The organism is Paraburkholderia caledonica NBRC 102488, assembly GCF_000685095.1.
GTDB lineage: Bacteria > Pseudomonadota > Gammaproteobacteria > Burkholderiales > Burkholderiaceae > Paraburkholderia > Paraburkholderia caledonica.
Map to the genome: position 1 here is coordinate 405048 of NZ_BAYE01000005.1, position 12446 is coordinate 417493.

Below are 12446 nucleotides of genomic sequence, written 5' to 3' on the forward strand. Positions count from 1 at the left end.
ACTTCGCTTACTGTTCGGACACGAAGGCAAACGGGCTCAGCTTCGCGATCGTGCCGTTCTGCACGAGTCGCGTAACGGCCGCGATGTCCGGCGCGAAGTAGTGATCCAGTTCGTAATGCGCGACGTCCTTGCGCACCACGTCCATCACTTTCTGCAAACTCGGGCTCGTCTTGTGCGGCGCGCGCAGGTCCACACCTTGCGCGGCGGCGAGCAATTCGATCGACAGAATGTTGGCCGTGTTTTCGGCGATGTCGCCGAGCTTGCGCGCAGCGAACGTGGCCATCGAAACGTGATCTTCCTGGTTCGCGGAGGTGGGCAGCGAATCGACGGAAGCCGGGTGCGCGAGCGTCTTGTTTTCCGATGCCAGCGCGGCAGCCGTCACGTGGGCGATCATGAAGCCGGAGTTCACGCCGCCGTCGCGCACGAGGAACGGCGGCAGGCCCGACAGCGTCGCGTCGATCAGCAACGCGATGCGGCGTTCGGCCAATGCGCCGATTTCCGCGGCGGCGAGCGCGAGATTGTCCGCGGCGAATGCGACCGGCTCCGCGTGGAAGTTGCCGCCAGACAGCACTTCGCCGGTGTCCGGGAAAATCAGCGGATTGTCGGACACGGCGTTGGCTTCGAGCAGCAGCACGTCGGCGGCGTGACGCATCTGGTCGAGACACGCGCCCATGACTTGCGGCTGGCAGCGCAGGCTGTACGGGTCCTGCACCTTGTCGCAATCGGCGTGCGACACGTTGATGCCCGAGCCTTGCAGCAGTGAGCGATATGCCGATGCCGCGTCAATCTGGCCTTGATGACCGCGCAATTCGTGAATGCGCGCGTCGAACGGCTTGACCGAACCGGCCGCCGCATCGACCGACAACGCGCCCGCTACCAGCGCGGTGCGATACAGGTCCTCGATCGCGAACATGTTGTAGAGCGCGAGCGCAGTCGACGCCTGCGTGCCGTTTAGCAGCGCGAGGCCTTCCTTCGCTTGCAACGTGAGCGGCTTCAGACCGACGAGCGAAAGACCCTCGGTGGCCGGCAGGCGTTCGCCTTTCGCGAAGACCTCGCCTACGCCGAGCAGAACTGCCGACATATGCGCGAGCGGCGCGAGGTCGCCGGATGCGCCGACAGAACCCTTCACCGGAATCACCGGCAACACGTCGGCGTTGTAAAGCGTGATCAGCGCTTCCATGACTTCGCGGCGGATGCCGGAATGGCCGCGCCCGAGGCTCGACAACTTCAACGCAATCAGCAGTCGCACGACCGGGCGCGACATCGGCTCGCCTACCCCGACCGCGTGCGACAACACGAGATTGCGTTGCAGCAGTTCGAGCTGGTCATGCGGGATATGCGTGCTGGCGAGACGCCCAAAGCCCGTATTGATGCCATACGCGGGCTCGCCCTTCGCGGCGATGTCCGCTACCGCTTTCGCACATGCGTCGATGGCCGCGTGGCTTGCGGGATCGAGTCGCAGCGGCACATGCTCCCGCGCGATCTGGCGCAGTTGCGGGAGAGTGAGGTGGCCGGGCTTCAAAGTCATCATGGTTGTTGTCCTGTCTATACAATTTGAAAGAAGTCTAGCTGCGCCGTCTTGTATATACAACTTGTTTTTAATGCTTTCGGGACCAGGGCTTTCCATTAAGGCCGTCGGCACCGCATCGCAAGGGGTTCCTTAACCGGCGCGCACCGCCAGCGCGGGCCCAAGCTGCTGCCCTTATCAACGACCAACTTGTATATACACGTCCAAAACCGTGGCCGCCACGCGGAAAAAAACCTTCCCGGCATCGAAGAGCGGCGCTGGAAAAACCAGCCCATTACGCAACGAAGCCCGCCGGCTCATGCGAGCCACGGGCTTCCTTCGACAACGGGTGACTTCCGGGTGCAGCGCTACAACTGCACGCGTGCCGCCATGAAATCCAGAAAACACTGCACGCGCCCCGCGAGCGACGCGCTCTGGTAATACACCGCGCTGACTGGCTGGCGCTCGTCGAGTAGCACATTGCCGAGAATCGGCACGAGGCGAGCGTCGCGGATATCGGCGGCTATCATGAACTCAGCGAGGCACGCGATGCCCCAGCCCGACAGCGCGAGTTGCCTTAAGGTCTCGCCGCTCGATGCGATGATCGACGGCTCGATTCTGAACGGCTCTGCGTTGCCGTTGCTGCTCCCCTTACCCTTGCCTGTGCTCCGCTCGCGCAACGGCCAGCGGTTCAGATGCTCCGGCGCCGTGAACCCGATCAGCCGATGCTCGGCCAAAGCATCGACCAATCTGGGCTCGCCGTGCTCGGCCAGATACGCGGGACTCGCCACCACACGCAGTTTGCTGCTGCCTAGTGCGCGAGCATGCAGCGTGGAGTCCTGCAACGCGCCAATCCGGATTGCGATATCCACTTTCTGCTCCAGCAGATCGACGATCCGTTCGTTGCTGGTCAACTCCAGTCGGATCTCGGGATACAGCTCGGAAAACGCCGTCATATGCGGCGCAATGCAGTGAAGCATGAACGGCGACGCCGCATCGACGCGCAAGCGCCCCGAAGGCCTGCGGCGCTTGCGAGTGACCGACTCCTCGGCTTCTTCCATCGCGTCGAGAATCGCGCGGGCGCGCTGCAGGAAGCCTTCGCCCTCTTCGGTCAATTGCAAACGGCGTGTCGTGCGCCTCACCAGCGCCGTGTCCAGCTTTTTTTCGAGGCGAGTGAGGGCGCGACTCACGCCCGACACGGTCTGCCCGAGCTTTTCCGCGGCCGCCGTGATCGAGCCGCTGTCGATCACGCTGACGAACACCAGCAACTCGTCGGTGGATGTTTTCATTGTTGATTCACAGTCAAGATTGATTTGAGACTAACACGCTTTTTGCGAGAATGAAGACGGCGGATACTGCTTGCCTGTCACCAGATTTCCACTCAGGAGAAGGTCTTGAAGATATTCATTACAGGCGCGGGCGGTTTTATCGGCGGTTCCATTGCGGCGCATCTCGTGCGTGCCGGTCATCAGGTGCGCGGTCTGATTCGCAAGCCCGAACATAGCGACGAGCTGAACCGGCTCGGCATCGAGCCGGTTATCGGCGCGCTCGACGACCGCGCGTTGCTCATTGCCGAGGCGCAAGCTGCCGACGCTGTCATCAACGCCGCCAGCAGCGATCACGAAGGCGCGGTGAGCGCGCTGATCGAAGGACTCTCAGGCTCGGGCAAACCGTTCTTGCACACGAGCGGTTCGAGTATCGTCGGCGACGCATCCGGCGGCGAAGCGGCTGAAGCGCGCATCTATCACGAAGACGCGCTGCCGGAGCCGACCGCCGACAAGGCCGCGCGCGTTGCGATCGACCGCCGGGTCCTCGAAGCCGCGCAGCAGAACATCCGCTCGGCGGTGCTGTGCAATACGCTGATCTATGGCCACGGTGCGGTAGCGGGCAGCGCGAGCGTGCAGTTGCCGCGCCTCGTGCGACAGGCTCAAAAGAGCGGCGTCGTGCGACACGTCGGCAGCGGCGGCAACACATGGTCGAACGTGCATATCGACGACGTCGCCGAGCTTTATCGTCTCGCGCTGGAGAAGAGCCCGGCCGGCACGTTCTACTTCGTCGAAAGCGGCGAAGCATCGTTCCGCGAAATGAGCGCGGCCATCGCGCGCGCGATGAAGCTCGGCGAGCCGCAAGACTGGCCGCTCGAAGAAGCGCAAAAGGAATGGGGCTACGAAATGGCTTCGTACGGGCTTGGCTCGAATAGCCGCGTACGCGGCGAGCGCGCACGCAAGCTGTTGGGCTGGCAGCCCAAACGCACGTCGGTGATCGACTGGATCGAGCACGACATGATGTCCGGCCCGGCGGCGTAGGTTCTCGCTTTTCGTCGTAATTTGTGTAAGCGCCGGCGTTGCGAATCCGTAAGCTCGGCTCGATAGAATCGTGCTCATCTGACCCGCGCGGCTCGATGCTCGAGCCGCACACGAGCCCGGATTTGATCGATGACCTTGGCGTTGAATTTCGACTGGCTGACCAACCTGCTGGCGATCCTCTTCGTCGTGGCGTGCCTTTACGACGCACGCTACGACGAATACGGCACGTTGACGCTGTCAGCAGCTTTAATGGGTCTCGCCGTGATGGCGATCGAACTGTTTCTCAAGCCCGGGTTCGACATGGCACTGTAGCCACGCGGCGCTCTACTCCTTCTCTCGCAGATTCATTAACCGCAAGCGGCACAACCGCCGCCGAGCACCTGCTCCTCTTTGTCTTCATAGCGGTCGTGGTGCTTGACCCAATCGATCAGACTGCTCTTTTCATTGCGCCCTTTCGGCGTAACGTCCAGATGCGCGTACGTATTGATGAACCGCTCGTCGCCGCGGCCATAGCAGGAATACGTGTGATAAACGTCGCCGTTCGCGTCTTTATAGAAGACGCTATGGCCGTGTAGTTCGTCGATGCCGACGTCCTGCTCGACGAAGTTATAGAAGGCTTTCTTGCTCGCCAGTTGTTCGGGCGTGAACGACACGTGGTAGTCGAAATTGAAATCGCTTCCGTCGGACGACACCCACGGGAATGTCCAGCCCATGCGTTTTCGAAACGCTTCGATCCTGGCGAGCGGCGCATGCGAGATGGTCACGTACGATACATCGTGATGTTCCAGATGCGTGACGATCCCGGTCATGTGATCCGACAGGAACGAACAGCCAATACAACCCTCTTCCCAATCCGGCCCAAGCATGAAGTGATAAACGATCAACTGACTACGCCCGTCGAAGAGATCGGCAAGCGTCTTGCGACCTTGCGGCGTATCGAACACATACGTTTTATCCACCTTCACCCACGGTAGTTCGCGGCGCTTGCGAGCGAGTTCGTCACCGGCGCGCATGTGCGCTTTTTCTTCCACCAGCAGCGCCCTGCTCGCCTCCAGCCATTCCTGCCGCGAGCCGACCCGGTGCTGCGGGTCTTGCTGCGATTGCTTTGGTGTTTGCATCGGTTCCATCTGCGGCTCCTTTACAGTGACGTACACGGCATGTAAATACGCGGCATGTGCAACTCATCGACGACTGCGCGCACGACAGACTGGTCTGGGCGTCACGGGCCGCGCCGTTTTCCTCGTGACGGCGACGATTTGCGCGGCCCGGGTGTAGACAGTGCAGCGATACGGCGGGCTGGCTTTCGCGCGGGCGGCGCTTCGTCTTCCTCGACGAAAGCGGCCAGACGATCGAGCGATTTCGCCCAGAAGCGCTCGTAGCGGCCGAGCCACGCCATGGCTTCTTCCATCGGTCCGGCGCAAAGCCGGCACGCGACCGTGCGGCCGTTCTTGCTACGCGTGATGAGGCCGGCCCCCGCGAGAACGTCAAGGTGCTTCATCACCGCCGGCAAGGACATGGCGAACGGCTCGGCAAGCTCACTCACCGATAGTTCGGTTTCGGACAAACGCGCAAGCAGCGCACGCCGCGTGGGGTCCGACAACGCCGCAAAGGTGCGATCGAGCAATGCTTCATTAAACTTAACCATGAGGTTAAGTTTAGAAACGGACTCGCGAATGTCAAGAACAGGTACGCAGTTTCTCCGGAGCACGCAGTAAACCGGCGCGCGCGCAGAGCAAAAAGAAACGCGGCACGTCGCAGATCAAACATTGCGACGTGCCGCGTCAGGGGGAACGACCGACTACGGTCCAGACCGCGGCACGCCGGAATACTCCGCCGTGCTGGCGTTACAGCAGATGACTCGGCGTGCCGCGGCTGCGCCGCGACGTCCCGAGCGAATCAGATCGCCCATCCGCCGAGATAGAACCCGACCAGCACAATCGCAATCGCCACCGTGCCCACGTTCAGCTTGCGGTACTCGCCGCTCACCACGCGGCCGATCACGAGCGTTGCGAAACCGAGCATGATGCCGGTCACGATATTTGCGGTCAGCACGATAAATACCGCGCACATGAGTCCCGACATCGCGTCGACCATGTCGTCCATATGCAGCTTGCTGACATTCGACAGCATCAGCAGCCCGACATACATCAGCGCGGGCGCTGTCGCGTACGACGGTACGAGGCTCGCGAGCGGCGAGAAGAACATCACACCGAGAAACAGCAGGCCGACCACCGCTGCCGCCATGCCGGTCTTCGCGCCGGCCGCCACGCCGACCGTCGATTCGATGTACGCCGCGGCTGGCGCGCCGCCGAGCAGGCCAGAGAAAATCGAGCTGACCGAGTCGGCCGTGAGCGCGCGGCCACCGTTGATGATGCGGCCGTTTTCATCGAGCTGGCCCGCCTGGCCGGCGACCGCGCGAATCGTCCCGGTGGCGTCGAACACGGCGGTCATCACGAGAGCGAGCACGCTGGGCAGCACTGCCATCGACAGCGCGCCCTTGATGTCCATCGCACCGATCAGCGACTCGTGCCCCGGCGCGCTCAGCGACGGCACCGCGAATACGCCATGAAACGACACGGCCGGATCGACGAGCAGCGCAATTGCCGAAATGCCAATGATCACGATCAGGATCGAGCCGGGCACGCGGCGGCGCACGAGCCCGAAGATCGCGGCGAGCCCCGCGACCGACATCAGTGCAGGCAGTGCGGTGATCTTGCCGAGCGAGACCGGCAAACCGGCGCCCGGATTCTTCACGACGAGCCCCACGTCGTTGGCGGCGATCAGCAACAGGAACAGCCCGATGCCGATGCCCGTGCCGTGCGCGATGCCCGTGGGCAGATTGCGCAGAATCCACGAACGCACGCCCGTCACCGAGATCGCGGTGAACACGACACCCATCAGAAATACCGCGCCGAGCGCGACTGTCGGATGCAAGCCCTTGCCGAGCACGAGACCGAACGCTGTGAACGCGGTCAGCGAAATCGCGCAGCCGATCGCGATCGGCAGGCGCGCCCACACACCCATCAGCAACGAGCCGAACGCGGTCGTGAGACACACGGCGACGAATACCGCGCTCGTGTCGAAGCCCGCTTTACCGAACATGCCCGGCACGACGAACACGGAATAGACCATCGCGAGGAAAGTCGTGATGCCCGCTACGATTTCCTGGCGCTGCGAACTGCCGCGCGAGGAGATTTCGAAGTAGCGGTCGAGAAAGCCCTTTGTGTCGAATGATTCGGCGCCGGCTTCGGAAAGCGGCTGGGCGTGGGGTTCCATCATGATGAGTGCCTCCTTTATCAGCATGCTGAAACGGCCGTCGAAGTGGCCGTCATCAGGTTCGTCTCTTTGCGTTGGTTTAATGTGCGCCGGGCGCTTCGTGTCCCGTTTGTGTCTCGAAATGTAGGGCAACCCAAATATATCGCCCATCGCATGAATGGCATGCCGGGCATGTCGCGGCAGTTATATCGTCCAAGCGACGGCGAAGCGCATGTGCGATCCGCGCGTTAACACCTACGGCTCGTCACGCTTTCTCGTCCACATATGAAAGCGTTTTGAGAGCTTGATGGACGCTGCGAGATGCCCGCCGCGAGTGACGGTCGTGTGCGGCGCGGCATGAAGCGTGCTTGCGGCATACCCCTCACATGGCCCTCAAAAGCGGACCGCTCGACGTCGCGGGTTAAACTCTGGGCCGTACTGTTTAATCGCGGCGCTCTACAGCCGCACCCGGTCCATGGAGTTCTTCCTGATGAGTGGCGGCTTTTCGCTCCCTGCCTGGCGTCATACGATCCTCGCGGCGTTCGCGCTGCTGGCGCTTCTTGCACTGTCCGGCTGCAGCAGCCTGCTGTGGGGAACGCAGCAGGCGCCGATCGTCGAAGCCACGGTCATGCCGGTCGAAGCCGCAAGCGCGCCCGTGGCCGCTTCCGCGCCCGAGCCGGTCGAGACCGAAACCGCCGAACCCGAGCAGCCGAAGAAGCCGAAGAAGCCGGTCGTCAAGCCGCACAAAGTCGAGCCGCCGCCGCCCGTCGTCGCGGCGCCGCCTCCACCGCCGCCGCCCCCGCCGCTGATCGTGCTGCGCACGATCGAGCGCAACGACGCGCATACGCTGCTCGACAGCGAGGTGCAGAAACCGGACGGCAAGGTGGTCGGGCGAGCGATCGACATGATCGCCGACGCGAGCGGCAAGCCGCGTGAAGTCGTGGTGAATCTGCAAGGTTTCCTCGGGGTCGGCGATCGCAAGGTCAATTTCGCGTGGAACGCATTCCGCTTCACGCCGACCGCGAAAGCCGCGCCGATCACGCTGAATCCGTCGGCGACTCCGGTGAATCCGGCGAAGGCGAATGCCGCGATGCAGTTGCCGGTGATCGACGCGACGGTTGAGCGCTCGAACGGCGCGAAAGTGGGCCGCGTGATCGACGTGCTGATCGACGCCAATGCGCAGCCGCAGGCGGTCGTGCTGGACGTCAACGGCATGGTCAGCACGGAGCGGCGCACGATTGCGGCGAACTGGTCGGCGCTGCGATTCGTCGCGAAAGACAAGGAACTGCATCCGCAAATCGATTTGAGCGATGCGCAGATCAACGCGACGCCGCCCTACGCGAACGACAAGCCGATTCGCGCGGTATCGCCCGCGCCGCCCGCGCCGCCCGCCCAGCCAGCGCCCGCTGCCGCTGCCGCGCCCGCCTCCGGGCCGACAGCCACGGCCGCTTCCAACGCACGGGCGGTCCGATGACAGGCCGCACTCTGGTTACGGCGCGAAGCCTGCGCGCGCTCGATTGGCTGAACTTCTTCGTCGCCAATGTGCAGACGGGTTTTGGACCGTTCATCGCGTCATATCTCGCGTCGCACAAGTGGACGCAGGGCGAGATCGGCATGGCGTTGTCGGTCGGCACGATCAGCGCAATGGTGAGTCAGGTGCCGGGCGGCGCCGCCGTCGACGCGTTGCGCAACAAGAAGGGCGCGGCCGCCTGGGCGATCTTCGCGATCATCCTGAGCGCGGTATTGCTGGCAACCAGTCCGACGGTGCTGCCGGTGATCGCCGCCGAGGTCTTTCACGGCTTCGCCAGTTGCATGCTGACGCCGGCACTGGCCGCGATTTCGTTTGCGCTCGTCGGACGTGCGAATCTCGGCGACCGGCTCGGACGCAATGCGCGCTGGGCGTCGATCGGCAGCGCGGTTGCGGCGGGACTGATGGGCGTATTCGGCGAATACTATTCGCCGCGCGCGGTGTTCTGGCTGACCGCGGGGCTCGCCGTGCCCGCGCTGTTCGCATTGGCGATGATCCAGCGCACCGACACGATCCAGTTGCCGAAAGCGGCGCCGACGCCGCAAGAGACCGAGCGCCGCGAAAGCCTGCGCGAGTTGCTGCGCGACCGGCGCATGCTGCTGTTCGCTGCATGCATTGTGTTGTTCCATCTGTCCAATGCAGCGATGCTCAATCTCGCCGCCGGCGAAGTGACCGCCGGCATGGGCGACAACGTGCAGCTCGTGATCGCCGCGTGCATCATCGTGCCGCAGGCGATCGTCGCGATGATGTCCCCGTGGGTCGGCCGATCCGCCGAGCGTTGGGGACGCCGGCCTATTCTGCTGTTGGGCTTTTCGGCGTTGCCGATCCGCGCGCTGCTGTTCGCCGGAATCAGCAGCCCCTACCTGCTCGTGCCCGTGCAGATGCTCGACGGTTTGAGCGCGGCCGTGTTCGGTGTGATGCTGCCTCTGATCGCCGCCGATGTGGCCGGCGGCAAGGGCCGCTACAACCTGTGCATCGGCCTGTTCGGGCTTGCTGCGGGCATCGGCGCGACGTTGAGTACGACCGCGGCCGGATTCATCGCCGATCACTTCGGCAATGCGGTCGCGTTTTTCGGACTGGCCGCCGCAGGTGCGCTGGCGGTCTTGCTGGTGTGGGCGGCGATGCCGGAGACGCGCGACGCGGCAGCGGCAGAAGACAGCGCGCCGGTGACAGACGGCGGTGGGTCGGCGGTCAGGTAAGTCGCGATGGTTCTGTCTGTGGCGCTGTTGCACCCAGGCAGAACCGGACTCCCGATTCAATCGGCCCGTGCGCCGCCCGACGCATGCCGGATCGTCGCGGCGAGGCCGCTCAATCCAGAAACTCAGCCGCGCGCATGCGCAACACCGCGCTGAAGTCGTCCAGCCAGCCAATCGACAGGCGCCAGCTCTGCCAGTAGAGATCGACGTCGATATGCTTGCCTGGCGCCATATCCACGAGTTCGCCACTCGCCAGATGTGACGCGATCATGCGCTCGGGACACATGCCCCAGCCGAGACCCGTCACACACGCGCGCAGAAAGCCGGCGACATGCGGAATCCAGTGCAACGGCGGATCGACCTCCGCTCGCGTGATGCGGCGCATGAAGCGTTTTTGCAACTGGTCCTTCGGATTGAAATCCACGCACGGCGTGTGCCGCAAACTGTCGCGCGTGACGCCGTCCGCGAAATGACGCGCGAGAAACGCCGGCGAGCAGACCGCGAGATAGCGCATGCGCCCAAGACGCGTCGAGCGGCACCCTTGCACCGGCTCCGCCTGAGTGGTCACCGCGCCCTGCACGCTGCCGTCGCGAATCCGCTGCGCAGTGTGATCCTGATCGTCGATCACGAGGTCGAGCAGCATTTGACGCTCGGCGCAAAACGGCGCAACTGCGTCGATGAACCATGTGCCGACGCTGTCGTCGTTCACCGCCACGCGCAGCGTCGGCCATGCTTCGACCAGACCGCCCGGCAGTGCCGGCACACGACCGGTCAATTCCGCTTCGAGCAGTTGCACGCGTTCGGTATGACGGCACAGCAACGCGCCAGACGTTGTCGCGACGCACGGCTGACCGCGCTTGACGAGCACACTGCCCACTCGCTCCTCGAGCAGCTTCACCCGCTGCGATACCGCCGAGGGCGTGACGTTGAGTTCACTCGCTGCGCGGTCGAACGAGCCATGACGCACGACGGCCGCGAGCGCGTCGAGCAACGCATAGTCGAGCATTAGCGTTCCTTAATCAGCGTTAGCTAAATTAGCTTCTCTTATGAAGCACAGAACTGCAGACTAGCCATGTTCGCTTCTCCCGTCTACTGGATCCGCTATGAACTGGCTGTCTTTTTCTCACGGCGCTGCATTATGTGCGTCGCTGATCGTGACCATCGGTGCGCAGAACGCTTTCGTACTGCGGCAAGGCATCATGCGCTCGCATGTGGGCAAGATCGTCGCGCTTTGCGCAGTGTCGGACTGCATTCTGATTAGCGCGGGTGTCGGCGGCGCGTCGGTGCTGATCGAGCGTTATCCGGTGTTCGTGCATGTCATGCTGTACGTCGGCCTCGCCTATCTCGCGTGGTTCGGCATCAATGCATTGCGCCGCGCAGTGCGGCCGGGCATGCGGTGATGGACGCCGACGCGAACCGTGGCGCACAGCCCGCGCAACGCGCGATGCCCATCGTGCTTATGACGCTCGCCTTCACGTGGCTCAACCCGCACGTTTATCTCGACACTTTCTTGCTGGTGGGTACCGCCGGGGCACGCGAACCGGACGGCGCACGCGTCGCGTTCGCCGTCGGTGCGATGGCAGTCAGCTGCGTCTGGTTTATAGCGCTGGGTTACGGCGCGCGAGCGCTTGCGCCGCTGTTTCGCCGGGCAAGCGCATGGCGTGTGCTGGATGGCGCGATCGGCAGCATGGTGTTGTTGCTCGCCGTGACGCAGTTGCGTTGAAGCGGACTACGTTCGCCCGATCACTGCCTCACTGCCTCATCGCACGAGCCGGCCCCACGCCGACCGACTGCAGGCCGCCGTCCGTGACATATGGAACAAGGCCCGCAGCGCTGATCCTGTTGACGGTGTCGGCGGCGCAAGCGCTGTCGGCCGGCGCGCAATAGTCGATTGCGAGCACCGGCAGCCGGTATTGCTCGCGAATGGTTTTCGCCTGCGCGAGCAGCCAGTCGCGATCGGCCTGCGTGATCTCGGTGTAGCGCTTTCCCGCCTGGTCCCAGCCTCGGTACAGCGATTCGAATGCGACCGCATATACCAGCGAGTGAACCTGCGGCAATATCTCGAACCCGCGATTGAAAATCAGCCGTGCACGCGGATACCGCGCCTTGATCGCGCGGACCACGGCAACGAGACCACGCTCCTGGCGCGCCCTCGCCGCGTCCGTTTTTGCGACGATCTGGTAAGAATCCAAAGTGTCGAGAAAAAAGCCGCGATAGCCTTTCTTCCATAGCGGAGCGATCACATGCTCCACGTAGAACGCGGGCCAGTCCGCCACGTCCTGATCGATCACCTTCGCGCCCCACACCGTGTTGTCGCCCAGTTGCCAGGCCTTCGGAATGGCAGCGTAATACGGACGCTGCGGCTCCACCTCTCCCACGCTCACATAAGCGAACCAAGCGGTGTCCGGATTCTTGTGCTTCAGTGGCTCGAAGCCGCTGTCGGGTTCCACCACCGCGACGTCGAAGTTGCGCAACTGGCTAACCGGCGGCTGCGTGCCATAAAAGAGCGCAATCGAGGGCCCCGCTCCCGCGTCGGCCCACGCGCGTTCGTGTGCGATCGAAGACAGCAGGCCCACCAGCACCAGACGCGCCGCGCATACTACGCGCCGATAAAACGAGCACATGTCGCGGCGCTGACGTTTTCCGATACTCAT

The 12446-nt window shown here is 63.5% G+C and carries 11 protein-coding genes and 1 pseudogene; 5 read left to right on the forward strand and 7 right to left on the reverse strand.

Going from position 1 to position 12446, the window contains the following annotated elements; translation table 11 throughout:
* Positions 1-7: 7 nt before the first annotated feature.
* Positions 8-1531, reverse strand: coding sequence for a histidine ammonia-lyase (hutH, locus tag BCA01S_RS13570; protein ID WP_027777351.1), 1524 nt, complete (start codon positions 1529-1531; stop codon positions 8-10).
* A gap of 344 nt (positions 1532-1875) precedes the next feature.
* Positions 1876-2796 (reverse strand): LysR family transcriptional regulator, encoded by a 921-nt coding sequence (locus tag BCA01S_RS13575; RefSeq protein WP_027777352.1) that lies wholly within the window; start codon positions 2794-2796, stop codon positions 1876-1878.
* Between the two features lie 105 nt (positions 2797-2901).
* Here BCA01S_RS13575 and BCA01S_RS13580 point away from each other — a divergent pair, with 105 nt between their 5' ends.
* Together BCA01S_RS13580 and BCA01S_RS13585 are read left to right on the forward strand one after the other, a co-directional pair.
* Entirely contained in the window at positions 2902-3813 is a 912-nt protein-coding gene (locus tag BCA01S_RS13580; protein WP_027777353.1) for an NAD-dependent epimerase/dehydratase family protein, read from the forward strand.
* A 129-nt stretch (positions 3814-3942) separates the two neighbouring features.
* Positions 3943-4125: a hypothetical protein gene (locus BCA01S_RS13585; protein ID WP_027777354.1), complete on the forward strand. Its 183-nt coding sequence runs from the start codon at positions 3943-3945 to the stop codon at positions 4123-4125.
* 35 nt (positions 4126-4160) lie between these two features.
* Here BCA01S_RS13585 and BCA01S_RS13590 read toward each other — a convergent pair whose 3' ends face one another.
* The 3 genes from BCA01S_RS13590 to BCA01S_RS13600 all read right to left on the reverse strand — a co-directional run bounded on the left by BCA01S_RS13590 (position 4161) and on the right by BCA01S_RS13600 (position 7092).
* Positions 4161-4940: a DUF899 domain-containing protein gene (locus BCA01S_RS13590; RefSeq protein WP_027777355.1), complete on the reverse strand. Its 780-nt coding sequence runs from the start codon at positions 4938-4940 to the stop codon at positions 4161-4163.
* A gap of 92 nt (positions 4941-5032) precedes the next feature.
* Positions 5033-5458: an ArsR/SmtB family transcription factor gene (locus tag BCA01S_RS13595; protein ID WP_027777356.1), complete on the reverse strand. Its 426-nt coding sequence runs from the start codon at positions 5456-5458 to the stop codon at positions 5033-5035.
* Positions 5459-5709: 251 nt separating this feature from the next.
* Positions 5710-7092: an NCS2 family permease gene (locus BCA01S_RS13600; protein WP_027777357.1), complete on the reverse strand. Its 1383-nt coding sequence runs from the start codon at positions 7090-7092 to the stop codon at positions 5710-5712.
* Positions 7093-7558: 466 nt separating this feature from the next.
* Between BCA01S_RS13600 and BCA01S_RS13605 the strand changes: the two genes are divergently transcribed.
* Positions 7559-8542 carry a PRC-barrel domain-containing protein gene (locus tag BCA01S_RS13605; RefSeq protein ID WP_027777358.1) on the forward strand — a complete coding sequence of 328 codons (984 nt, stop codon included), beginning with the start codon at positions 7559-7561 and terminating at the stop codon, positions 8540-8542.
* On the forward strand, positions 8539-9795 hold the full coding sequence (locus BCA01S_RS13610; RefSeq protein WP_027777359.1) for an MFS transporter: 1257 nt from the start codon (positions 8539-8541) through the stop codon (positions 9793-9795). Before BCA01S_RS13605 ends, BCA01S_RS13610 begins: the two co-directional genes overlap by 4 nt.
* Before the next feature lie 109 nt (positions 9796-9904).
* Here the strand turns inward: BCA01S_RS13610 and BCA01S_RS13615 are convergent, their stop codons facing one another.
* A complete protein-coding gene (locus tag BCA01S_RS13615; RefSeq protein ID WP_027777360.1) occupies positions 9905-10798 on the reverse strand; it encodes a LysR family transcriptional regulator ArgP in 894 nt (297 codons plus the stop codon).
* Positions 10799-10895: 97 nt separating this feature from the next.
* Between BCA01S_RS13615 and BCA01S_RS34855 the strand changes: the two are divergent.
* Positions 10896-11515, forward strand: a pseudogene (locus tag BCA01S_RS34855) (LysE/ArgO family amino acid transporter).
* A 28-nt stretch (positions 11516-11543) separates the two neighbouring features.
* Here BCA01S_RS34855 and BCA01S_RS13625 read toward each other — a convergent pair.
* On the reverse strand, positions 11544-12446 hold the full coding sequence (locus BCA01S_RS13625) for an endo alpha-1,4 polygalactosaminidase (protein ID WP_027777361.1): 903 nt from the start codon (positions 12444-12446) through the stop codon (positions 11544-11546).